Origin of the sequence: Mesorhizobium sp. M0052, assembly GCF_040323255.1 — a bacterium.
In the GTDB taxonomy this organism is placed as follows: Bacteria; Pseudomonadota; Alphaproteobacteria; order Rhizobiales; family Rhizobiaceae; genus Mesorhizobium.
The window spans coordinates 1-21,225 of record NZ_JAMYUS010000044.1; the positions used below are offsets into that span (position 1 = coordinate 1).

25 protein-coding genes and 1 pseudogene are annotated in these 21,225 nt (G+C 62.6%); 14 read left to right on the top strand and 12 right to left on the bottom strand.

Annotation, left to right across the window (positions count from 1 at the left end):
- Positions 1-224: 224 nt before the first annotated feature.
- The 3 genes from NKJ77_RS31630 to NKJ77_RS31640 all read left to right on the top strand — a co-directional run bounded on the left by NKJ77_RS31630 (position 225) and on the right by NKJ77_RS31640 (position 4,154).
- The gene (locus tag NKJ77_RS31630) at positions 225-1,541 is read left to right on the top strand and encodes a sugar ABC transporter permease (protein ID WP_023683967.1); all 1,317 of its coding nucleotides are present in this window, start codon (positions 225-227) and stop codon (positions 1,539-1,541) included.
- A 12-nt stretch (positions 1,542-1,553) separates the two neighbouring features.
- On the top strand, positions 1,554-2,351 hold the full coding sequence (locus tag NKJ77_RS31635) for an ATP-binding cassette domain-containing protein (protein ID WP_023683966.1): 798 nt from the start codon (positions 1,554-1,556) through the stop codon (positions 2,349-2,351).
- Between the two features lie 156 nt (positions 2,352-2,507).
- Positions 2,508-4,154, top strand: coding sequence for a CHASE domain-containing protein (locus NKJ77_RS31640; RefSeq protein ID WP_352536325.1), 1,647 nt, complete (start codon positions 2,508-2,510; stop codon positions 4,152-4,154).
- Positions 4,155-4,193: 39 nt separating this feature from the next.
- Here NKJ77_RS31640 and NKJ77_RS31645 read toward each other — a convergent pair whose 3' ends face one another.
- From NKJ77_RS31645 to NKJ77_RS31670, 6 genes are all read right to left on the bottom strand, one after another.
- Positions 4,194-4,436, bottom strand: coding sequence for a YMGG-like glycine zipper-containing protein (locus tag NKJ77_RS31645; RefSeq protein ID WP_023670102.1), 243 nt, complete (start codon positions 4,434-4,436; stop codon positions 4,194-4,196).
- Between the two features lie 82 nt (positions 4,437-4,518).
- A complete protein-coding gene (locus NKJ77_RS31650) occupies positions 4,519-4,845 on the bottom strand; it encodes a hypothetical protein (RefSeq protein ID WP_023670101.1) in 327 nt (108 codons plus the stop codon).
- Positions 4,846-4,987: 142 nt separating this feature from the next.
- Complete coding sequence (locus NKJ77_RS31655) at positions 4,988-5,164, bottom strand: hypothetical protein (RefSeq protein ID WP_023670100.1); 177 nt, start codon at positions 5,162-5,164, stop codon at positions 4,988-4,990.
- Between the two features lie 129 nt (positions 5,165-5,293).
- Complete coding sequence (locus NKJ77_RS31660) at positions 5,294-6,328, bottom strand: sensor histidine kinase (protein ID WP_023670099.1); 1,035 nt, start codon at positions 6,326-6,328, stop codon at positions 5,294-5,296.
- A gap of 163 nt (positions 6,329-6,491) precedes the next feature.
- A complete protein-coding gene (locus NKJ77_RS31665) occupies positions 6,492-6,659 on the bottom strand; it encodes a DUF1328 domain-containing protein (RefSeq protein ID WP_023670098.1) in 168 nt (55 codons plus the stop codon).
- 220 nt (positions 6,660-6,879) lie between these two features.
- Entirely contained in the window at positions 6,880-7,674 is a 795-nt protein-coding gene (locus NKJ77_RS31670) for a response regulator (protein WP_023670097.1), read from the bottom strand.
- A gap of 212 nt (positions 7,675-7,886) precedes the next feature.
- Between NKJ77_RS31670 and NKJ77_RS31675 the strand changes: the two genes are divergently transcribed.
- On the top strand, positions 7,887-8,090 hold the full coding sequence (locus NKJ77_RS31675) for a NepR family anti-sigma factor (RefSeq protein WP_023670096.1): 204 nt from the start codon (positions 7,887-7,889) through the stop codon (positions 8,088-8,090).
- 3 nt (positions 8,091-8,093) lie between these two features.
- Positions 8,094-8,645 (top strand): sigma-70 family RNA polymerase sigma factor, encoded by a 552-nt coding sequence (locus tag NKJ77_RS31680; RefSeq protein WP_023670095.1) that lies wholly within the window; start codon positions 8,094-8,096, stop codon positions 8,643-8,645.
- 56 nt (positions 8,646-8,701) lie between these two features.
- On the opposite strand, the gene NKJ77_RS31685 is transcribed toward NKJ77_RS31680, so the two are convergent.
- A complete protein-coding gene (locus NKJ77_RS31685; protein ID WP_023670094.1) occupies positions 8,702-9,079 on the bottom strand; it encodes a response regulator in 378 nt (125 codons plus the stop codon).
- Positions 9,080-9,357: 278 nt separating this feature from the next.
- Here NKJ77_RS31685 and NKJ77_RS31690 point away from each other — a divergent pair, with 278 nt between their 5' ends.
- The 3 genes from NKJ77_RS31690 (at position 9,358) to NKJ77_RS31700 (ending at position 11,043) form a co-directional block, all read left to right on the top strand.
- Positions 9,358-10,119, top strand: a complete 762-nt coding sequence (locus NKJ77_RS31690) for a Crp/Fnr family transcriptional regulator (RefSeq protein WP_023670093.1) — start codon at positions 9,358-9,360, stop codon at positions 10,117-10,119.
- A 124-nt stretch (positions 10,120-10,243) separates the two neighbouring features.
- Positions 10,244-10,570, top strand: coding sequence for an ElaB/YgaM/YqjD family protein (locus NKJ77_RS31695; protein ID WP_023670092.1), 327 nt, complete (start codon positions 10,244-10,246; stop codon positions 10,568-10,570).
- An 11-nt stretch (positions 10,571-10,581) separates the two neighbouring features.
- Positions 10,582-11,043 (top strand): hypothetical protein, encoded by a 462-nt coding sequence (locus NKJ77_RS31700; RefSeq protein WP_023706299.1) that lies wholly within the window; start codon positions 10,582-10,584, stop codon positions 11,041-11,043.
- A 58-nt stretch (positions 11,044-11,101) separates the two neighbouring features.
- On the opposite strand, the gene NKJ77_RS31705 is transcribed toward NKJ77_RS31700, so the two are convergent.
- Positions 11,102-12,622 carry a sensor histidine kinase gene (locus NKJ77_RS31705; protein WP_502882002.1) on the bottom strand — a complete coding sequence of 507 codons (1,521 nt, stop codon included), beginning with the start codon at positions 12,620-12,622 and terminating at the stop codon, positions 11,102-11,104.
- A 166-nt stretch (positions 12,623-12,788) separates the two neighbouring features.
- Between NKJ77_RS31705 and NKJ77_RS31710 the strand changes: the two genes are divergently transcribed.
- Positions 12,789-13,016, top strand: a complete 228-nt coding sequence (locus NKJ77_RS31710; protein ID WP_023696424.1) for a hypothetical protein — start codon at positions 12,789-12,791, stop codon at positions 13,014-13,016.
- Between the two features lie 26 nt (positions 13,017-13,042).
- Here the strand turns inward: NKJ77_RS31710 and NKJ77_RS31715 are convergent, their stop codons facing one another.
- Positions 13,043-13,963, bottom strand: a complete 921-nt coding sequence (locus tag NKJ77_RS31715) for a diacylglycerol/lipid kinase family protein (protein WP_023696423.1) — start codon at positions 13,961-13,963, stop codon at positions 13,043-13,045.
- A 259-nt stretch (positions 13,964-14,222) separates the two neighbouring features.
- Between NKJ77_RS31715 and NKJ77_RS31720 the strand changes: the two genes are divergently transcribed.
- Positions 14,223-15,527: a PRC-barrel domain-containing protein gene (locus tag NKJ77_RS31720; RefSeq protein WP_023832006.1), complete on the top strand. Its 1,305-nt coding sequence runs from the start codon at positions 14,223-14,225 to the stop codon at positions 15,525-15,527.
- Between the two features lie 120 nt (positions 15,528-15,647).
- Here NKJ77_RS31720 and NKJ77_RS31725 read toward each other — a convergent pair.
- Positions 15,648-17,193: pseudogene (locus NKJ77_RS31725) on the bottom strand (alkaline phosphatase family protein).
- A 217-nt stretch (positions 17,194-17,410) separates the two neighbouring features.
- Between NKJ77_RS31725 and NKJ77_RS31730 the strand changes: the two are divergent.
- The 4 genes from NKJ77_RS31730 (at position 17,411) to NKJ77_RS31745 (ending at position 20,581) form a co-directional block, all read left to right on the top strand.
- Entirely contained in the window at positions 17,411-18,343 is a 933-nt protein-coding gene (locus tag NKJ77_RS31730; RefSeq protein WP_023832004.1) for a VOC family protein, read from the top strand.
- Positions 18,344-18,347: 4 nt separating this feature from the next.
- Positions 18,348-18,980, top strand: a complete 633-nt coding sequence (locus NKJ77_RS31735) for an alpha/beta hydrolase (protein WP_023832003.1) — start codon at positions 18,348-18,350, stop codon at positions 18,978-18,980.
- Entirely contained in the window at positions 18,973-19,272 is a 300-nt protein-coding gene (locus tag NKJ77_RS31740; protein WP_023683956.1) for a GNAT family N-acetyltransferase, read from the top strand. Before NKJ77_RS31735 ends, NKJ77_RS31740 begins: the two co-directional genes overlap by 8 nt.
- Positions 19,273-19,522: 250 nt before the next feature.
- Positions 19,523-20,581, top strand: coding sequence for a dipeptidase (locus tag NKJ77_RS31745; protein WP_023832002.1), 1,059 nt, complete (start codon positions 19,523-19,525; stop codon positions 20,579-20,581).
- Between the two features lie 3 nt (positions 20,582-20,584).
- On the opposite strand, the gene NKJ77_RS31750 is transcribed toward NKJ77_RS31745, so the two are convergent.
- Both NKJ77_RS31750 and NKJ77_RS31755 read right to left on the bottom strand, forming a co-directional pair.
- Complete coding sequence (locus NKJ77_RS31750; protein ID WP_023832001.1) at positions 20,585-20,833, bottom strand: hypothetical protein; 249 nt, start codon at positions 20,831-20,833, stop codon at positions 20,585-20,587.
- A 2-nt stretch (positions 20,834-20,835) separates the two neighbouring features.
- The coding region (locus tag NKJ77_RS31755; RefSeq protein WP_352536327.1) for a glycine cleavage T C-terminal barrel domain-containing protein at positions 20,836-21,225 on the bottom strand (390 nt) is incomplete at its 5' end.

Here is a 21,225-nt window from a genome sequence, read left to right on the forward strand (position 1 = left end):
CGCCCCTCCCGGCGGGGGGTACCATCATGCCCGATGTCTCAACCGGCGCGGCCCCCGCACGCTGGGCGGGTTCAAATTTACCCCCCCCCCTTTAATAATTGCGGCCCCGCGGCTTCAACGCGGCGGCGTTTTCTCTACGAGAATTGTGTGTTTCCGCCATCGGCGGCAAACTTCTAGGCTGTGGTCCGGCATCCGCGCCAGACGGCAAGCCGCTGGAGGACATCATGACCGACACGACCTCAAATCCGCAGGCCGATACGGCACGAGCGTCTGAACTCGGCGCGGTCGCCCGGTTCCTGAAGGCGACCGAGCTCGACACGCGCATGCTCGGCATGGTCGGCGCGCTGCTGGTCATCTGGGTCGGCATACATATCCTGTCGGGCGGGCTTTTCCTGACGCCGCGCAATCTTTGGAACCTGTCGGTGCAGACGTCCTCGGTCGCGATCATGGCGACCGGCATGGTACTGGTCATCGTCATGCGCAACATCGACCTTTCGGTGGGCTCCGTCGAAGGCGTGATCGGCATGATCATGGGCGTGGCACAGGCCGAATTCCTGATTCGCGTCATCGGCTTCCAGCTTGGAAACCCCTGGCTCTGGGTCGTCGCGCTTGCCGCCGGCGTGGTGCTTGGTCTGCTGATCGGCGCGTTCCAGGGCTTCATCATCGCCTATATGCAGGTTCCGGCCTTCATCGTGACGCTTGGTGGCCTGCTGGTCTGGCGTGGCATGGCATGGCTCATCACCAGCGGGCGCACGGTCGCGCCACTCGACGCCACCTTCCAGCTGATGGGCGGCGGACCACGCGGCTCGATTGGCGCCGCTGCCAGCTGGATCGTCGGCATCGTCGCCTGCGCGGCGGTCGCCTTCGCGCTGCTCAACGGTCGCTCACAGCGCAAGCGCTTCAGCTTTCCACTGCGCCCCGTCTGGGCCGAGACCTTGCTTGGCGTGGTCACTTGCGCGGCCATCCTCGGCGCCGTGTGGATCGCCAATTCCTATCCATGGCCGATCGGCATCGTGCGCCAGTACGCACAGCAGAACGGCATCACCGTTCCCGAAGGCGGGCTGTTCATCGCGCATGGCATCGCCATACCGGTGCTAATGGCGGTGATTGTCGGCATCATCATGACGTTCATCACCAAGCGCACGCGTTTCGGCCGCTATGTCTTCGCCATCGGGGGCAATCCGGAGGCAGCGGAACTCGCCGGCATCAACACGCGCTGGGTGACCATGAAGGTGTTCATGATCATGGGTGTGCTGGCTGCAATCAGCGCGGCGATCTCGTCGGCCCGTCTCAATGCGTCAACCAATGCGCTGGGCACACTGGACGAGCTTTTGGTGATCGCGGCCGCTGTCATCGGCGGCACGTCGCTCGCGGGCGGCGCCGGAACGGTGATGGGCGCCATGCTCGGCGCGCTACTGATGCAGTCGCTGCAATCCGGCATGGTGCTGCTCGGCATCGACTCGCCGCTGCAGAGCATTGTCGTTGGCGCTGTCCTGGTCATCGCCGTCTGGCTCGACACCGTCTACCGCAAGCGCGTCTAGGGAGGAACGATTATGGAAAAAACTGCTCCCACCGGTACGCCACTGATCGACATGCGCAACATCTCGATCGCGTTCGGTGGCATTCGCGCCGTCGACGATGCGTCCATCGATCTTTTCCCGGGCGAAGTGGTGGCGCTGCTTGGCCACAACGGCGCCGGTAAGTCGACGCTGATCAAGATCCTGTCGGGCGCCTACAAGCGCGATGCCGGCCAGATCTTGGTCAACGGCCAGGAGGCCTCGATCTCCAATCCGCGCGACGCCAAGAAATACGGCATCGAAACGATCTACCAGACGCTTGCGCTGGCCGACAATGTCGACGCTGCCGCCAACCTCTTCCTCGGCCGCGAACTGATGACCGCGTGGGGGACACTCGACGATGTCGCCATGGAGGCCGAGGCGCGCAAGGTGATGGGCCGGCTCAATCCGCGCTTCCAGCGCTTCAAGGAGCCCGTGATCAAGCTATCGGGCGGCCAGCGCCAGTCGGTGGCGATCGCACGCGCCATCCTGTTCAACGCCCGCATCCTGATCATGGACGAACCGACGGCCGCGCTTGGGCCGCAGGAGACGGCGCAGGTCGGCGAACTGGTAAAGCAGCTCAAGGCCGACGGCATCGGCATTTTCCTGATCAGCCACGACATTCACGACGTGTTCGAGCTTGCCGACCGGGTCTGCGTAATGAAGAACGGCCAGGTCGTCGGCACCGCGCTCACCACCGATGTGACGCAGGACGAAGTGCTCGGCATGATCATCCTGGGAAAGTGCCCGCCCGGCGCCATTCCCGGTCCGGGTGCGCTGAAGATCGCGGCCTGAGACCACGCTATCGTCAGCTGTCATGTTCACTGATGCTCGAGATCGATAAGCCGGCTAAATATGCATGATATGCCAGCTGTCATTATGGCTTGGCCGCGCCATTGTCTTGCCGCGGCGACTTGCCCATAAAGGTCCCGAACCGTCCATGGGCCTGCGTTGAAGAAGTTTTTCCCGATCCTTGCCTTCATTGCCGTTGCACTGATCAGCCTGACGATGGCGGGCTTCGCCTATTTCGCGACCCAGGAAGCGGCGCGCATCAAGTTCGAGGCGACGGCCGACGACGCGCTCAACCGCATCGAAAGCCGTATCGATCTGCATCTGTCACTGCTGCGCTCGACGCAGGCGCTGTTCGACGCCCGCAATGGCGAGATTTCAGGTAGCGAATTCAAGGCCTTCTTCAGCGCCCTCGATGTCGATAACAATTTCGCCGGCCTGCGCGGCATCGGCTATCTCAGGCTGGCCAAGACCGGTGACGAAGCGGCGGTCGAGCGCGACATGTTGCGCGACCGCGGCGCCGCCCACACGGTCTATCCGGACACGACACAGCCATGGCGCACGCCCGTCGTGCTGTTCGAGCCGCTCGACCCTGCCAACGAATCCACCATCGGCTACGACATGTTCACCGAGCCGGTGCGGCACGAGGCGATCGAAAAAGCGATGGCCGATGACGCACAGCACGCAAGCGGTCTGGTCCAGCTCGGCCAGGACACTGGCGCGGCGCAGACCTTTACCGGTTTCCTGGTCTTCGTCAGGCTCAATGTCGAAACCGCGCCGGATGGTATCAATGCGTCCAGATCATCGACATCAGGCCTTCTCTACGCGGCCTTCCGCGCCCGCGACCTGTTCCAGACCGCGCTCAGCCGCACGCCTTTGCTGCCGGTCAACACCGCGGTCTATGACGGCACGGCCGACGCCGACAATCTTCTGTTCCAGTCGGAAACGCCGCCGGTTGCGAGCTTTGGCGACAGGCTGTTGGTGACGCGCAAGATCATCGTCGCCGGTCGGCCGTGGACGGTGCTGTTCCGGCCGACAAGTGCATTTTCGCAACCGTCCTCGCGCGCCATTCCGGTCATGCTCGGGCTGTTCGGCCTGCTTCTGGCCGGGGCCATCGCGTTGGTGGCGCGCTACCAGGAGCGCGCCTACGACGCCAAGTCGCTGCTGCATGAAACGACGGAAAAAAGCCTGCTCGAAAAGGATTTGATGCTGCAGGAGATGAAGCATCGGATCAAGAATTCGATCACGCGGGTGCTGGCGATTGCGCGCCAGACGGCAGCGCAAGCAACCGACGTGAAGGAGTTCTCAACTTCCTTCTCAGCCCGCCTGCAGGCAATGGCGGCTTCCCAGGATATGCTGACGCGTTCGCGCTGGCAGAAGGCCGATCTTGGCGACCTGCTGCGCATCGAGCTCGGCCAGGTGTTCGGCAAGGAGCTTCCGGAAGGGATATTGTCAGGGCCTCAGGTGCTGCTCGACGAGAGGACGACGCAGGCGCTTGGCCTGACCTTTCACGAACTGGCGACGAATGCGCTGAAATATGGCGAGGCCGGCAATTCCGTGGGTGCGCTCAAGGTCGACTGGTCGTTCGAGGGGCGCGGGTCCGAGCGGATGCTGGTTCTGAACTGGCGCGAGGCCGGGCAGAAGGAACTCGAAGCGCCGGCGAAGACCGGCTTCGGCACCAAGCTGATCGACCTCAATGTCACGCGCGAATTGCGCGGCACGATTGCCCGAGATTTTCGCATCGATGGGCTTACGGTGGAAATCAGGATCCCGCAGCCTGATGCAGTCAAACAAACGGAGACCGGCTGACCGGTCTCCGTCGCGATTGTCTGACGCTTTTGAAGCGGATCAGCAGCGAGCGGTGTAGAGCCGGCCGCGATTGTCGCGATACTGGCAATAGCCGTTGCGCAGGTTGCGCACCAGCAGGCCGGAACCGGCGCCAACGGCTGCGCCGATCAGCGCACCCTTGCCGCCGCCGATCAGTCCGCCGGCCAAAGCACCGACACCGGCGCCGACACCGACATCCTGCTCGGTCGTGCTGCAGCCGCTGACGGCGACCACCGCAACCATGGCAATAATCAATTTCCGCATAGAATCTCTCCTCACTTTGTCCTCACTTTAGTAAGCTCCAGCCGCTATTTAGCACGAAACAGCAGCCTTTGCCCGCTCGATCTTATTGTTGGCTAAGAGAGTCTTTTTCGCGGCGCGTGGCGTTCGACGCGACCACGACACTGGAAATCTGCAAAGACGCGTCGAGGGTGCCGTCCGGGCGCACGTTCCAGACGATCTGGTCGTAATCATCCTCCAGCGCGGGGTCGACCGTAAGACATTTGGCAACGACGTGCTCGGCCTGACCCTGCACGTCGCCGGCAGCGAATGGACGTTCTGCCGTGCATGCTTCGGCGGTTTCGAAAACACTGACCGGCACCGGCAGTTCACGACATTCGGTCATGTTGTTCGAACAGCCAATTACCAAAAGCAAAGCGGCGATGTGTTCCACGGCGATACGTCCTCTCGCCATAAGAACGGTCCACAGCCGTCAAAGTTCCTGTGCCGAAAGGGGCGTTAATAATTGGTCGGCTACGAGCTGGACAGCTTCTGAGCCAGGCTGCTTGGGAGCAGCGTGAACCTGAGCATCTGGCTCAGGCCAATTGCGACGCCACGATCAGCACAACAGCGGCGACGAGCGCGACAGCGGCGACGCGAAGCAAGGGATGCCAGGCGTGCTGCAAAGGCGAGGCTGAAGCGTCAGGATCCTGAAAGCCGCTCATGGACACCCGGGCGGCCTGCTCCAGCCTGTTCATATCGGCAACCGTCATGATCATTCCTCCCATACTCGCGTTGCAGGCTGCGGCCGAAACATCGGTTGAATCGGTCAAGATCCAGCAATCTCTGGGAACCACAGCATCGGATTTTATGGTGAACAGCCGGTTAAGGAATCCCGCCGCTCATTCGGTTTCGAAATTGCCGTGCGGAACGACGAGGCGATATTCGAGGCGGTCACTGGTGATCTCCAGCGTCGCCGTGCCGTTCAGCGATGCCGGCACGACACGTTCGAGGGCAACGCTGCCGAAGCGTTTCTCGGTGCGCCTGTTATCATTGGCGACAATGGCCTCGACCCAGGTCAGCGACAAAGCCGGCTTGTCTGCGGCCTCTGCGACGTTCGACAGATCGGCGGTTACCTCGACAAAGCCGTCCGGCCGCGCCAGGGCGCCGTAGCTGAATGAATTGACGGCGAGTTCGTGCATTGCCAGTCCAATATGAATGGCCGCGTTGGGATTGAGGTAGGGGTTGACGCCATTGAAGCGCAGGCTCTGCGCGGGATCGGCGCCGTAGCGAACGACCTGGCCGCGGATAAGCTCGCGAAGTGCTGCACCCCGCCAGTTCGACGACGTTACCAGATCCTGGGAGGAAGCCAGTGACTGCAGGCGGCCGCGAAAGCGCTTCAGGAAATCGTCGGGTGTCTCGGAATAGCGGCCGGTCTGGGTGGCAATACTCTGGATGATGGCCAACAGGTTCTTGGAGCGGTGGCTGACTTCGCGCAACAGCGTCTTCAGCGTCTGTTCGCGGCGTTTCTGCTCGGTGGTTTCCACCATCGTGGTGACGACGCCCTGCACGTCGCCGCGATGGCCCCGATCGGCATCGACCCATACCTGGAACCAGCGCATGCCATCACCGGTGGGAACACTCAGTTCAAGGCGTTCCGGATTGCCGGAAGCGATCACATTGCTTTTGGCGGCGGCGATTTGCTCAGCTTGCGCCGGTGGCAACGCGCCGTTGCTGTCGGCTGTGTCGGAAACCCACGGCGCACGCATGTTGCGGGCCCATACAGTCTTCAATTCACGATCCTGATAGAGGACGGAAATGCCGGCATTGTGCAGAGCGTGAAGCAAGGCCCGGCCAAGCTGCATTCCGCTTTCAGCCGGGTGCAGTGCGATCACCTCGTCGCCCTGTCCGCTCTCGCCTCCGCCAATGGAACGCATCAATCACCTGTCCACCTGATCAGGACCGAACGATTCACTTGGACTCAGTTCCTGAGTAGGTCCCCAGAAAAGGTCCGCCGGACGATGTTCCGTTGGAGGACATCGCCCGGCGGTGGCTGGAAACCGTTTGAGGGGTGCGGCTTCCAGTGTTCTTCGCCCGCTCCTACGATGCCCGTCTGAACAGGCCGGCCAGAAGCGAGATGACGAGGAAGGCGAGAAAGATGAAGAACAATATTTGCGCGATACCGGCCGAGGTACCGGCGATGCCGCCGAAACCAAGCGCGCCGGCGATGATCGCCACGACGAGAAATACGAGCGCCCAGTAGAGCATGATCTGTCTCCTTCCGATACTGGATCAAGAACGTGAGTGATTGCTGTTTGTTCCACCATTTGCCGAAAAAGAAGGTCTTTGGAAGAGGCCCGGACGCGAATTGATTCGCGCGCGTGAGCGCGATACGGCGCGACGGGCAGCCGCCGATCGCCGGGTTAGGCGATCGCCAGTGCCGCCAACGCTGCGAGGCGGCGAAAAGTTGGAGATTGAAGGCCCTACTTCACGCGGCGGCCTTGGCCTGCCGGTCGAAGAACAGCGCTTGGCTGATCAGCGCCTTGACCATGTCGGGATTGAACGGCTTGGTGACGAGGAAGGCCGGTTCAGGCCGCTCGCCGGTCAGCAGACGTTCGGGGAAGGCGGTGATGAAGATTACCGGCACCGAAGTCGACGACAGGATTTCGTTGACCGCATCGATACCCGAGCTGCCATCGGCAAGCTGAATGTCGGCCAGCACCATCTTCGGCCTTGTCTTGCCGAACATCGCCACCGCCTCGGTATGGGTGCGCGCGGTTCCGACCACGTGGTGGCCGAGGCTCTCGACCATTTCCTCGATGTCCATGGCGATCAGCGGCTCGTCCTCGATGATCAGCACATCGGTCGCCACCTGGCGAGAGATCTCGTTGCTCGCCTGGGCAAGCAGTTCGGAGAATTCCTTGGCGTCGACATCGAGAATTTCAGCTGCCTCGTCTTCACCGAAGCCTTCGACCGCGACCAGCAGGAAAGCCTGGCGTGGCCGTGGCGCAATGGCGTTCAGATTGGCGGCGGCGCGCTGCTCCCATGCCGATTGCGCCTGCTCCTGCGGAACGCGGATGGCAATGGAGGTGAACAGTTTGGCGAATACCTTGTAGAGCGCGATGCGGTCGCTTGACGCTTGCGGGAAGATGTCGACGTCGGCGATGATGGCTTCGAGCATCGCGGCGACCAGCGCATCGCCACTCTCCTGCGATCCGGATACGGCGCGTGAAAAGCGGCGCAGGAACGGCAGGTGCGGAGCGATGGTTGCGGAAAGGCTCATGGTAGACGTCTCCCTCAGATGACGTGATTGCATAGATTGCAGGTCAAGCTGATTGCAAGCCCCAACACCCAAACGCGGGTTTTGCGAAAAAGTTCCGACACTTGTGGAACGAAACTGCACGGGCGACGTTTGTGGTGCGATGGGCAACCAGACGAGGGGGCCGCTTTGCGTTGTGTAATGGGGCGGCTCGGGGCGCTGGATTTAAGGGCGAAATGAAGGACATGAATAAAGAAACGCTGGCTGGCGCCGCTGACAGGCGCCGGGCCAATTCCGGCGACCCGCTCGGGGCGAATTCGGAAATTGGCCGTAAACTCAAACAGTATTATGACGAGCTGGTCTCGGACAATGTGCCGGATCGCTTTGCCCAGTTGCTCAGCCAACTGGAAAAGGCCGAACCCGCACAGAAGAAGGACTGAGGCATGGCAGCTGTCTCACAAGGGTTCAAGACCGACCTGCTCGGCTCGATCCCGAGCCTGCGGGCTTTTGCCGTGTCGCTGACGCAGAATGCCGACAAGGCCGACGATCTCGTGCAGGAGACGCTGGTCAAGGCTTGGGACAAGCATGAGAGCTTTCAGCCCGGCACCAATCTCAAGGCATGGCTGTTCACCATCCTGCGCAACGAGTTCTATTCCCAGATGCGCAAGCGCGGCCGCGAGGTGCAGGACAGCGACGGCATCATGACGGCCAGGCTTGCCGTTCATCCGGCTCAGCACGGCCAGCTTGACCTCAAGGATTTCCGCGGCGCGCTCGAGCAACTCCCCGAGGACCAGCGCGAAGCCATCATCCTCATCGGCGCTTCAGGCTTTTCCTATGAAGAGGCCGCCGAAATCTGCGGCTGTGCGGTCGGAACGATCAAGAGCCGGGTCAGCCGGGCCCGCACGCGGTTGCAGGAGATCCTCAAAATCTCCGGCGAAGACGAATACGGGCCGGACGCGATCTCGTCCCAGGTGACGGGTTCAAACGCTGCCTGACGGCGGAGGCCCCGTTTGCGGGCCTGGGCTCTCTACACATACGCATCGAAGATATCTCAGACTGGCGCGCGGCCGCAGGCCGCCGCCAGAGCCTCGACGAGATCGGTCCCCGAATAGGGCTTGGTGACCAGGCGGATGCCGGGAAAAGACCCTTTGATCTCATCGGGGTCCGAATAGCCGGAGGCAAAGACAAACGGCAGGCCCGATTGGCGCAGCCGCGCGGCGAAATCGAGTGTGGACGTTCCGCCCAGCATGAGGTCCACGATAGCGGCGTCGAACTCGCCAACGACCTTCTGCTCATCGATCTCGGCCAGAGCGCGGGCAATCACTACGTCGTTCGCGCCATGGTCGCGGCAAAGCTGCTCGACATCCATGGCGATCAGGAATTCATCCTCCAAGACAAGAATTCGCAATCCCTCAAGCAATGGCGGCACTTGGCAATCTCTCCTCAATTCTTGCAGCATCGGGTACCGTGACTCCAGTCAACCGCATCGTGGACCTTGGGGATCGGTCAGGCCTTAATCCGAAAAGTTCGCCCACCGGCTCTACTCCACAAGCGAGCTTCGAATTCGCCTCAGTGGAGTGTAGCGAGTCATGATCGCTATTTGCCATCCTGTCATTTAAAAAAGACATGCCATCGGCAGCGGAACCGCGGCCTTGCAAAGGCGTAGCACTCAGTCTCTGGCAAGAGACTTTCGAAAGAGGGATCGAAATGTCTGGCCAGAATGGTCGTTCGTTTTCCAGCCGTCAGTACCCATGCGAGATCTGCCCGCTTCGGCCATTGCCGGTGTTCCGGGAATTCGAGAAGCAGGAGCTTGCCTATGTCAGCATGTTCAAGAAGGGCGAACTGGCCGTCGACAAGGGCGCCACAGTGCTGGTCGAAGGCAGCCAAAGTGCTCATCTCTACACCGTGCTTTCGGGCTGGGCCTTCCGCTACAAACTATTGTCGGACGGCAGGCGCCAGATCCTGAACTACTCCATGCCCGGCGATCTTATCGGGCTGCAGGGCAGCCTGATGGGCGAAATGCAGCACTCGGTCGAGGCGCTGTCGCCCATGCTGTTGTGCGTCTTCGAGCGTGAAAACCTGCACGAGCTCTACCGCAACCATCCGGGCCTTGCTTACGACATTACCTGGCTGGCGTCGCGCGAGGAGCGCATGCTGGACGAGAACCTGCTCAGCGTCGGTCGGCGCACGGCGGTCGAGCGCACCGCCTATCTCATTGCCTTCATCGCCAGCCGCGCGGCGGCAGTCGGGCTCAACGGCAAGGCGCCGGTGCAAATCCCGATTACCCAGCAGCATGTCGCCGATACGCTCGGCCTGTCGCTGGTCCACACCAACAAGACGATCCGCAAGCTCATCGATCGCAAGCTGATCGCTTGGCGCGACGGCGGTTGCGAAGTGATCGACGGGGAGGGGCTGAAGGATCTCGCGCGCTGGGAGGGCCTAAGCGAAGGCCGTCGGCCGCTGATCTGACAGGCAGGCCTCCATCTGGGGCTGGACTCGCACTTGCAAACACCCTTTCATGGATACGGTCTCCGATTTCGGAACCATGATGTGTGTCGGGCGTTTGAAGCCAAGCAAACGCAAGGAGTTTAGAATGGCAACTGCCGCAGGAAAAACCGCCAACGAAAGTCAGACGAACGCCGACCTCGAGGCCGACATTCGGCAGTTGAAGGCGGATATCGAAAAATTGACCAAGCAATTGGCCAAGACCGGCGAACATGGTTACGGCACGGCGCGGCGCGCTGCTGCCGAAGGCGTCGACCAGTTGCGCGCGCAGGGCGAAGCCGTCTTCGACAGCCTGCGTGGCAACGCCAAGGATCTTGAGGCCCAGATCACGGCCAATGTGCGCGAGAAGCCGGTAACTTCACTGGCGATCGCGGCCGGCGTCGGCTTCCTGTTTGCGCTTCTTGCCCGGCGCTAGTTTCGACAGAGATGGGCATGCTGGCACCGCTTATCTCGGCCTTGGCCTCGGGTGAAGCCATTGCCGCCATGCGCCGCGCGCGCACGGCGGCAATCGTCTATGGGCTCGCCGCCGTGGCTGCCCTGTGCGGCCTCGGGTTTCTCCTGGGGGCGGCCTACATCTGGGCGGCTGACCGTTACGGCTCGATGGCCGCCTGTCTCGGCTTCGCGGCCGGTTTCCTGGTAACGGCCGGGCTTATCGTGCTCATTCATCAACTTGCGGCCGGAACGCGTGCGCGCCGACGTGCGCGAAGGCGCAATGCCGACCTGAAGGCGCTCGGTATCACCGCGGCGCTTGCCGTGCTGCCGGCCTTGCTCAAGGGGAAAGGCGGGAAGGGCGTCATTCTCGGCCCGATGATCGCGCTCGCGGCCTATGCCATCTACCGCGAGAACGTCAAACCGGATCCGGGCGATCCAGACAGCGAAGCCGACTAAAGCGCGTCGCGCTGATACGCTGTTCCCGGGAAAACCGCTTCGCACTTCTGAAATTGCTTTAAGCCGGCAGATCTTCAAGCGGCATCGATATTTCGGCGAACACGCCTTCGCTGCGGAATTCGTGGGTCACTTCGCTCGATAAAACCTTGGCGAGGCTGCGGCGGATCAGGATAGAGCCGAAGCCCTGGCGTTCCGGCGGGTCGACTTTCGGCCCGCCGCTTTCGCTCCAGGTCAGCACAAGGCGGCGCGCGCCTTTCTTGCCCGCCGCCTTCCAGTCGACATCGACCTTCCCCGAGCCAACCGACAGCGATCCGTATTGCAGCGCGTTGCTGGCCAGTTCGTGCATGATCAGGCCGAGCCCCACCGCCTGGTCGGGCGAAAGCAGCAGCTCCGGACCGGAGATCACGATGCGCGGCCGTTCTGCCGAATCGAACGGCTTCACCTCGATCTGCATCAGTTCGCGAATACCGATGCCGCGCCATTCGCGATCCGACAGCAGGTTATGGGCAGCGCCCAGCGCCTGCAGCCTGGCGCCGAAGGCTTCCAGGAATTCGCTTGGGCGGCGAGCGTGGCGAACGGTCTGTGTGGCCAGCGCCTGCACCGTCGCCAGCGTGTTCTTGACCCGATGGTTGAGCTCGCGCAGCAGCAGCCTTTGCCGGTCCTCGCCGAGCTTGCGTTCCGAGATGTCGTAGTTGACGCCAAAGATCAGCGTCGGCTTGCCTTCGCCGTCGCGCTCGATGACGCGGCCGCGGGTGACTATCCAGCGCGGCGGATCGAAGCCTTTGACCCGGTATTCGCCGAAATAGTCGTCGCTGCCGGTCAGGGCATCGCGAAAGCGCGTCTCGGTCTGGTAGACGTCGCGCGGGTCGATGGCGGCCAGAATGTCGCGCGCCCGCAGCCGGTTCGAACGCGGCAGGTTAAACAGCTCCGACAAACGCACGTCGCATTCGATCATGTCGGTGCGGATATCCCAGGCCCAACTGGCGAGCGAGGCGGCGTCGAGCGCTATGGCTCGGCGCTTTTCCTCCTGCGCCAAAGCAGCCGTGGCAATGGCGCCGCTGCGGGTGGCGTCCTTGAGGGTAAACAGGCTGGCGGCGAGGCTGGCAAGCGATTTCAAATGATCGAGCGCGGCAGCGGACGGAAATTCATGCGGCTCCCGGTCGAGTACGCACACCGTGCCGACGCGCGCGCCGGCGACCACCATCGGCGCGCCGACATAAAAGCGGACATGGTGTTCGCCGGTGACCAGCGGGTTGCGGGAGAAGCGAGGGTCGATGCTGGCATCCGGCACCACCATCGGCTCGTCGCCGGCGGCAATGGTATGGGCGCAGAACGATATGTCGGTCGCGGTTTCGGTCTCGTTGAAGCCGACACAGGATTTGAACCACTGTCGTTCGGTGTCGAGCAGCGTGACGAGCGCGATCGGCGCCTGCATCACGGCGGCGGCAAGGCCGGTGATGCGATCGAAGTCGGGATCGGAGTCGGTGTCGATCGCGTCAAGCCCGTGCAGTACGGCAAGCCGCTCCGGCGCCGCCACGGCGCGGCGGACCTCAACCGGCAAACCAGCCTGCTTCGTCACCTTGCTATCCACCAAGCCCCCTCGCTTGCAGGCCCCACCCGCGGTGGCGCGCACCTTGCGCGGCCGTCGCGCGCCGGAACTTTTGTAGCAAGCAATCGTTACCCCACCATGTTTCGCCGGCGATGGTTTTATCCACCATCCCGGCTGCACGATAGGAACGCCGCCAATGACCAAGATCGCCCCTGAAAACAAAGCCCGTCAGGGGCGCTGGGGCTGGCACGGCCTGCGCATATTGGTCGCCGCGTTGCTCCTGGCTTTCATTGCTTGGGGAGCGGCCGAGATTTATGGCCAAAAGATAGATCCAGATACCCCTGAAAGCCAAGGGCAGCCCACCGGCCAGACCGCGCCGGCCAACCAGAGCGCGCCAGCCGGCGAGGGGCAGTCGGGCGGCTAGGGTTTTCCTCGTCATTCGTAATCGCATCAGGCGGCCTTTGCCTGGGCGGCTTGCGCCGGAACCAGGACGTTCAGTGCGCCAGGGTGGATCTGGATTGTCGTTTCACGCTCCAGCTTGACCAGTTCGCCGTCGATGACGGCGCCGAATTTCTTGCTCCCTGTATGGATTTTCACGATTGCCTTGTCGGCCTGATGAGTTTCGACATGGTCGCTGTCGCGCCACCTGCCTCGAGCCATGTCGAAGAGCGCCCTGACCAGCTCGCCACGCTGCCGCGCCACGGTGACATAGATGCCGAGCACGCCGCCGGCAGGATTGTCGGCATAAGGCAGATGGCCTTCGCCAAACAGATTGTTGGAAATGCCGATGCCGCTGATGCGGGTCACGATTTCGGCTTCGCCGACCGTCAATGTCACCTTCATGGCTGGAGGATTGTTGATCGTCGTCCAAGCGGCCTTGGCCGAGGCGCGAATCTTTCCCAGGCGCGAGGCGAATTCCATATTGTCGCGCAGCTTCACCATCCTGGCGTGCAGGCCGATCGAGAACTGATGCACGAACGGCCGGCCATTCGCGCTCGCGATATCGACCGCCATGATCTCGCCGTCGGCAAAGGACTTCAGCGCGCCATCGATGGTCTGCGGAATTCCAAGGCCGCGGGCGAACAGGTTCATTGTTCCTGCAGGCAGGACGGCCAGCGCCTTCTTGCCATTCATCAGCCGCCCCGCGGCGGCCGAAATGGTGCCGTCGCCGCCACCGGCCAGCACGACGTCGATGTCGCGCCGCGCGGCGACCTTGTCGAGCGCCGCGACAATCTCTTTGCCGGCGACGATGTCGATATCGATGGAGTGACCAGCCGCCTCGAGCGTCTGGCGCATGCGGTCCGTTAGCGCGGAAAGATCGGTGGTCCGCAAGGTGCCGCCGTCCCGGTTCAGCACCGCTGCAAATCGCATGCCCCGCTCCGTATTCTTTTTTAAAGGCCGGAATGCCAGCCGCAGGCTGAAACGGGCAAGCCTGGCAAAGGTTCCATCGGCCGGGCGGGAATGTCGGGCGATTCCGCGGACTTGCCCAGGGTATTTCGATGCTCCCGTTTTTTCGGAACAAGCGCCTTGTCACAACGTTGTGATCCCATTGGAGGCGCCGCCTTCGGTCTCCCGGCAAGTGGTTTGCCGATTGCGGCGCGCATGAGATCACGCAAGAGGAGACTTAATCATGATCCGCACACTGTTCGCGACGACCGCACTGGCAACGCTGATCGCTACCGGTGCGTTCGCGCAGTCAACGACGGCCCCGGCCACGACCCCAGCGCCGGCTGAAGCCCCTGCTACCATCGCGCCGGCGCCGCAACAGGCCGACGGCGCGCTGATGACCAATATCATCGGCGAGTCGGTGTACAATGGCACCGGCGACGATGCGCAGAAGATCGGTGACGTCAGCGACGTCGTCCTCGATGAAAACGGCCAGGCGAAATCCGCCATTATCGGCGTTGGCGGCTTCCTCGGCATAGGCAGCAAGAACGTCGCCTTCGACTACGGCAAGTTGCAATGGGTCGAGAGGAATGGTGACCGCTGGCTCGTCGCCGAGACGACGAAAGAAGCGTTGACGGCGCTGCCCGACTTCGACCGTAAGCCCTATGATCCGGCCTCGGCGCCTGCTTCCACGGCGCAGAACGACCCGCAGAAGCCGGTTGATCTCAACGCCGCGCCGTCAGAACCGGCGGTGAAACGCGCTGACGGCAATCTCGCAACCAACATCATCGGCGAGAATGTCTACAATGGCACTGGCGACGATGCCCAGAATATCGGCGACGTCAACGACATCGTGCTGACCAAGGATGGCAAGGCGCAGTCGCTGGTGATCGGCGTCGGCGGCTTCCTCGGCATGGGTGAAAAGAACGTCACCTATGATTTCGCCAAGGCGCGGTGGGCCGAAAAGAACGGCGATCGCTGGCTGGTGGCGCAGACGACCAAGGAGGAACTGCAGGCGCAGCCTGATTTCGACCGGAAGCCCTATGATCCGGCGCCCGTGACGACAACCTCCGACGCGACGCAGCCGACTGCTCCGGCTGCCCCGACGGCCGTTGCACCGGCTGACAATGCTCAGCCAGCGGACAAGACCGCGGAAGCTGCGGCCGGGACAAAGGCTACCGATCCGACGCAAACGGCAGCGATCGACAAGTCCACATTGACCGAAATGCCGGTCGGTAACATCAGAGGCGACGACCTGAAGGGCACCACCGTCTATGGCGCCAACGACGCCAAGGTCGGCGAGATCGGCGACGTCGTGCTCACGCCCGACAGCAAGCCGGATGCCGTCATCATCGATGTCGGCGGCTTTCTAGGCATCGGCGCCAAGGAGGTCGCGGTCGGCATGGACAAGCTCAAATTCATGACCGACAAGGACGGCAACAAATATCTCTACACCAACTTCACCAAGGAGCAGCTGCAGGCGCAGGCCGCCTATGACAAGGGCAGCTATGCTGAGAAGCGCGACCAGCAGCGGATGATGGTACAGTAAGGGAATAGGCAGTAGGGATTAGGCAGTAGGCGAAAAACCAAGCGACTAGGCATCAGGCCGCCGGAAACATTCTGCTGCCTGCTGCCTGCTGCCTGCTGCCTGCTGCCTGCTGCCTGCTGCCTACTGCCTGCCCACATACCCCACCACCCCCTGGCCCGTCAGCTCTGCACGCCAGCGACTGGTCGAGATGCTCGGCGCGCCAGGCAAGCAGCCGCTCGGCAAATTCAAGCCGCACGCTGAGATAGGCCGGGTCGGCGGCAACGTTGGCCAGTTCGCCCGGATCCTTCTCCATGTCGAAGAGCAGCGGCGGCAGGCCGCCGCCGAAATGCACGTATTTGAATTTTTCCGTACGGATGACGGCGAGGTTGCACTGGCGCGAGCCGATGCCGAAATGCCGTTCGGCCTCACCGCTGGCAATCGAGCGGAAGTCGAACTCCCAATGCGCCGCGTCGCGCCAATCCTTAGGCGGTTCATCTTGCAGGAACGGTTTTAGCGAGCGGCCGTCGAGATGCAGCTGGGCGTCGGCGTCCAGCAGATCGAGCAAGGTCGGGAAGATGTCGACGGCCTCGGTGAAGTGGTTGACGGTCGAGCCGGCTGCATTGCCGTGACGCGGGTCGCGCACGATCAATGGGATGTGATAGCTGCCGTCGAAGAAGCCGCCTTTGCCCAGCATGAAATGGTCGCCCATCATCTCGGCGTGGTCCGAAGTCAGCACGATGATGGTGTCATCCCATGCATTCGCCGTCTTGATCGCTTGCCAGATGCGGCCAAGCTGCGCGTCGACCTCCGAGATCATGCCGTAATAGATCGCGCGGATGGCCCGGATGTTGTCGTCGCCCCAGTCGCGCACGTGGCCGTCGGTGCCGGGGCGGAAGCTTCTCCGCTTCTGGCGACCAAGGTCGTAAGCCAGATAGGGATGCCTTTGCGCCTCGGCCTGCCAAGTCTCGACATGGCGGAAGGGCGGTCCGTCCGCCGGATCATACAGCGTGTTGTAGGGCCGCGGTACGACAAAGGGCGGATGCGGGCTGATGAAGGAGACATGCGCGAACCATGGCGAATCCTGTTCGTCCAGCCAGCGAATGAATTCGCCGGCAAGAAAAGCGGTCGGCGTCTCGTCCCTGGAATAGACAGGCGGCGCGCTGGTCACGGCGTCGCCCGCTTCCCCGCCTACGGGGCGGTGAATGCCGGGAGAGCCCGCGCTGGTGCCGACGCCACGTGCCTTCAGCCATGACAGCCATGGTTTCTGATGCTCAGGCAGGAACTGGCGAACGCTGAAGCCGGGCAGCACGCCCTCATAGCTTTTCAGCCGGGGATCGCCCGGCGCCATCGTGCGCGGATCGGGCGAGACGTCGGTGTAGCCGAACAAAGTCGGATCATAGCCGAGGGCGCGGGCCGAAAGCGCCATGTTGCCGTGGCGGGCGTCGAGCGGCGTGCCGTTGCGGCAGACGCGATTGTTCATCTGGTAGAGGCCGGTGTAGAGGCACGCGCGGGCCGGCGAGCAGGGCGCCGCGCCGCCGTAATGCCGCATGAAAAGGACGCCTTCGGCGGCGAGCGCATCGGCATTCGGCGTCTTCACCACGGCATGGCCGGCAGCCGACAGGCAATCGCCCCGCCATTGGTCGCAGGAGATAAATAGGATGTTCGGGCGTCTGCTTTTCGCGGCCAATGCTCTATCCTGTTACGTCGGGAAGACGTTCAATGAACCGGAATTTGGCGGCAGCGCAAGCCTGTCAGTCTTGCTTAAATGGTGAACGAAAATTTCCTGCTGTTCACTATTGGGATACAGTCCATTCTGAGTTTGCCGCCTTTGCCATTGCCGGGCGGCCACTCATATAGGCGTGGACAGCGGCAAGAGCCGCAAACCGAAGGGAAGGAGCAAGACAATGCTCGACCAGATCAAGGGCCTGCATCACGTGACGTCAATGGCCGGCGATGCGCGCCAGAACAATGATTTCTTCACGCACAAGCTCGGCCTGCGCCGGGTCAAGAAGACCGTCAACTTCGACGCGCCAGATGTCTATCACCTCTATTATGGTGACGAGCACGGTACGCCCGGCTCGGTGATGACCTATTTTCCGTTCCCGGACATTGCCAGGGGCCGCCACGGCGTCGGCGAGGTCGGTACCACGGCCTATTCGGTGCCGGCCGGCACGCTCGGCTATTGGGAAAAGCGCTTCGCCGATGAAGGCGTTGCGGGTGTCTCCCGCGAAGAGACGTTCGGCGAGAAGCGGCTGGCCTTCGCCGGTCCCGACGGCGACGGTTTCGCGCTGGTCGAAGACAAGGCGGACAGCCGCGCGCCATGGTTGAAAGGCGGCATTCCCGCTGATGAGGCGATACGCGGCTTCCACTCGGTCTCGCTCAGATTGAAGGATGGTGGCGCCACGGAAGAGCTGTTGAAGTTCATGGGCTATGAGCAAGTGAACAAGTCCGGCAGTGTCAGCCGGCTCGCCATCAAGAACGGCAACGGCGCTGATGTCGTCGATATCGAATCGCTGCCTACCGCGGGCTTTGCCAATCTCGGCGCCGGCTCGGTCCACCATGTCGCCTTCGCGGTGGAGAATCGCGCCCAGCAACTCGAAGTGCGCAAGGCGCTGATCGATACGGGTTATGGCGTAACGCCGGTGATCGACCGCGACTATTTCTGGGCGATCTACTTCCGAACGCCGGGCGGCGTGCTGTTCGAAGTCGCCACCAATGAGCCGGGCTTCGACCGCGACGAGGACACCGCCCATCTCGGCGAAGCCCTGAAACTGCCGACGCAGCACCAGCATCTGCGGCCCTATCTTGAAGAGCATCTGCAGAAGCTGGAAGGCTGAGACGATGAGCAAGGAAGCTTACATCCATAAGGCGCTGCCGGGTTCGCCCGGCGGCCCGCTGCTCTTCGTCTTTCACGGCACCGGCGCGGACGAGAGCCAGCTGCTGTCGCTCGGGCGCGACCTCGCGCCACAGGCGACGATCGTATCGCCGCGCGGCGATGTTTCCGAGCATGGTGCGGCGCGTTTCTTCCGCCGCACCGGCGAGGGCGTCTACGACATGGACGACCTCGCGCGGGCGACCGCCAAGATGGCCGGTTTCATCAAGGCGCAGGTGGCAGCGGCAAGGCCATTTTCGGTCTTGGGTCTCGGCTATTCCAACGGCGCCAACATCCTGGCGTCCGTAATGTTCGCCGCGCCCGAGCTGTTCGATGCGGCGGTGCTGATGCACCCGCTGATCCCGTTCGCACCGCAGGTGCAGGGCAGCCTTGCCGGACGCCGCATCCTGGTCACCGCGGGCAAACGCGATCCGATCTGCCCGCCCAACCTGACGTCGCGGCTGGAAGCCTATTTGCGTGCCGATGGCGCCGATGTCACAGTGGAGTGGCACGATGGCGGCCACGAAATTCGGCCAAACGAGATCGAAGCGGCAAGGCGGCTTTTCGCTGCCGTGCCGGTTGAAGGAGCAAGCGATGCCTGACGAATTGCCTGAGATCGAACTCGAGGACCGCGGCTCGAAGGGACGTTATGTGCTGCGCGGACCCGGCGGCGCCGAGGCGGAGATGACCTTTACCAAGGTCGGCGAGCACCAGATCATCATCGATCACACCGAAGTGCCGGACGTGTTTCGCGGCCAGGGCGCCGGCCTTCGGCTCGTCACCCGCGCCGTCGAGGATGCGCGGGCCGTGGGCAAGAAGATCATCCCGCTCTGCCCCTTCGCCAACGCCCAGTTCCGCCGCCATCCGGAATGGGCGGATGTGCTGAAGCAATAGACCTTTTTCCCTTCTCCCCTTGTGGGGTGAGCAGCCGGTTCGCCGCAGGCGAATTCATCGTGCCGGTGGCATGATGAAAGGCCGGCGAACGCCGGGACGCTGCGAAGCAGCGGGGGACCGGCAGGTGGTCGGAGTCGCTCAGCCACAAGAGCGAACACCTCTCTGGCATTTGCGCAGTTCGGCCTTCTTGCCTAAGTACACAGTTCGCTGCGGTTCGTCCGCTCTTGCCAACTGACCGAATGGCTTCCTGATGACCGAATCCGATCTCGTCCCCGTCTTCGACGGCCACAACGACACGCTGCTGCGACTGTACCAGTCGAAAGACACCGACGTCGAAAAGCTGTTCATCGAGGGGACGCAGGGCGGTCATATAGACCTGCCGCGCGCGAAGAAGGGCGGCTTTGCCGGCGGCATGTTCGCGATCTTTCCACCGCCGGTCGAGAAGAGCAAACGCTCTGCGGTGCCGCCGGCGCCGAGCGACAATGAGCCATTGCCGCCAGAACTGCCACGCGCTGATGCGCTCAATTCCACCATCGGCATGGCCTCGATCCTGTTTCGGCTGGAGCGCGCGGGCGCGCTGACCGTCTGCCGCAGTGCCGGTGACATTCGCGAGGCGATGGCGAAAGGTTCGATCGCGGCGGTGTTTCACATCGAAGGCGTCGAGGCGATCGATCCCGAACTTACCTTGCTCGACGTGCTCTACGAAGCCGGCCTGCGCTCGCTCGGCATTGTCTGGAGCCGACCCAACGCCTTCGGCCATGGCGTCCCGTTCCGCTTTCCGTCGTCGCCCGATACCGGACCGGGGCTGACCGATGCCGGCAAGGCGCTGGTCAAGGCCTGCAATCAGCTCAAGATCATGATCGACCTGTCGCATCTCAACGAAAAAGGCTTTCGCGATGTCGCCGCACTCAGCGATGCGCCGCTGGTCGCCACCCATTCCAACGTGCATGCGCTGTGCACCCATTCGCGCAACCTGACGGACTGGCAGCTCGGCGCTATCCGCGAGACCGGCGGCATGGTCGGGCTCAACTTCGCGACCGGCTTCCTGCGTGAAGACGGACGGATGAATTCGGACACCAGCCTCGACATCATGGTGCGCCATGTCGACTCGCTGCTGCAGGCGCTGGGCGAGGACGGCGTCGGTCTCGGCTCCGATTTCGACGGGGCGATGATTCCGGCCGTCATCGGCGACGTTGCCGGCTTGCCGAAGCTGATAGATGCGCTGGCCGCGCGCGGTTTCGGACGCGCGTTGATCGAGAAGATCGCCTATCGCAACTGGCTGAGCGTTCTCGAAAGAACCATAGGCTGAGGCTTAAGCGCCCATGCGCTTCAGCCAATCCTGGCCGCCGCCGCGATCCCTGATCATCGGCAGCGGGTTCTCCCAGTCCAGCCGCGCGCAGATGCGGTAGACTTCGAGCGTCTCGGCGCTCATTTCGCCGCGCTTGTAGAAGTACATGGCGGCGGCATAGCGGGTGCGACCCGACCATTTTTCGCCGAGCGGCGTGTTGACCAGCTGCCATTGTTCGGCGGCTTCCGCCGCATCATCTTGTTGGTCGGCCACAGTCAGAAATCCGCCGGTGGATTGGCGGTGCGGCGGTCGAGCTTGATGAAAGGACGGGCCACCACCTTGGCCCGCTTCATCAGCTTCTGGTACTGCAACTCGCGCATGGCGTAGATCTCGACCCAGAGGTCTTCCACCATCGTATCACCATAGGGACGCGTCAGCGAGGCGATGGCGATATTGCGCTTGGCCATCGGCGACCAGATGGCGGCGCTGACCAGCCCGACCTCCTGATGCTTCTTGTGGTAGACGATGGCGTGCTCGGCCGGGATGTTGCCTTCGATCTCCAGCCCGACCAGCACGTGGCGCAGCTTGCGTTCGGCACGGGCTTCGAGGATGGCGCGGCGGCCATTGAAATGTCCTTTTCCCAGGTCGACCATAAAGCCGAGACC

What these genes read in the sequence shown, in the direction of transcription:
- NKJ77_RS31715 (WP_023696423.1), bottom strand. Translation starts at nt 13,963, where the DNA reads ATGCGATTTGCAGCGGTGCTGAACCGGGACGGCGGCACCTTGCGGACC.
- NKJ77_RS31700 (WP_023706299.1), top strand. Translation starts at nt 10,582, where the DNA reads ATGGGCATGCTGGCACCGCTTATCTCGGCCTTGGCCTCGGGTGAAGCC.
- NKJ77_RS31665 (WP_023670098.1), bottom strand. Translation starts at nt 6,659, where the DNA reads ATGCTCTACTGGGCGCTCGTATTTCTCGTCGTGGCGATCATCGCCGGC.
- NKJ77_RS31635 (WP_023683966.1), top strand. Translation starts at nt 1,554, where the DNA reads ATGGAAAAAACTGCTCCCACCGGTACGCCACTGATCGACATGCGCAAC.
- NKJ77_RS31740 (WP_023683956.1), top strand. Translation starts at nt 18,973, where the DNA reads ATGCCTGACGAATTGCCTGAGATCGAACTCGAGGACCGCGGCTCGAAG.
- NKJ77_RS31690 (WP_023670093.1), top strand. Translation starts at nt 9,358, where the DNA reads ATGTCTGGCCAGAATGGTCGTTCGTTTTCCAGCCGTCAGTACCCATGC.
- NKJ77_RS31670 (WP_023670097.1), bottom strand. Translation starts at nt 7,674, where the DNA reads ATGAGCCTTTCCGCAACCATCGCTCCGCACCTGCCGTTCCTGCGCCGC.
- NKJ77_RS31710 (WP_023696424.1), top strand. Translation starts at nt 12,789, where the DNA reads ATGACCAAGATCGCCCCTGAAAACAAAGCCCGTCAGGGGCGCTGGGGC.
- NKJ77_RS31660 (WP_023670099.1), bottom strand. Translation starts at nt 6,328, where the DNA reads ATGCGTTCCATTGGCGGAGGCGAGAGCGGACAGGGCGACGAGGTGATC.
- NKJ77_RS31720 (WP_023832006.1), top strand. Translation starts at nt 14,223, where the DNA reads ATGATCCGCACACTGTTCGCGACGACCGCACTGGCAACGCTGATCGCT.
- NKJ77_RS31680 (WP_023670095.1), top strand. Translation starts at nt 8,094, where the DNA reads ATGGCAGCTGTCTCACAAGGGTTCAAGACCGACCTGCTCGGCTCGATC.
- NKJ77_RS31630 (WP_023683967.1), top strand. Translation starts at nt 225, where the DNA reads ATGACCGACACGACCTCAAATCCGCAGGCCGATACGGCACGAGCGTCT.
- NKJ77_RS31745 (WP_023832002.1), top strand. Translation starts at nt 19,523, where the DNA reads ATGACCGAATCCGATCTCGTCCCCGTCTTCGACGGCCACAACGACACG.
- NKJ77_RS31730 (WP_023832004.1), top strand. Translation starts at nt 17,411, where the DNA reads ATGCTCGACCAGATCAAGGGCCTGCATCACGTGACGTCAATGGCCGGC.
- NKJ77_RS31695 (WP_023670092.1), top strand. Translation starts at nt 10,244, where the DNA reads ATGGCAACTGCCGCAGGAAAAACCGCCAACGAAAGTCAGACGAACGCC.
- NKJ77_RS31645 (WP_023670102.1), bottom strand. Translation starts at nt 4,436, where the DNA reads ATGCGGAAATTGATTATTGCCATGGTTGCGGTGGTCGCCGTCAGCGGC.
- NKJ77_RS31675 (WP_023670096.1), top strand. Translation starts at nt 7,887, where the DNA reads ATGAAGGACATGAATAAAGAAACGCTGGCTGGCGCCGCTGACAGGCGC.
- NKJ77_RS31655 (WP_023670100.1), bottom strand. Translation starts at nt 5,164, where the DNA reads ATGACGGTTGCCGATATGAACAGGCTGGAGCAGGCCGCCCGGGTGTCC.
- NKJ77_RS31735 (WP_023832003.1), top strand. Translation starts at nt 18,348, where the DNA reads ATGAGCAAGGAAGCTTACATCCATAAGGCGCTGCCGGGTTCGCCCGGC.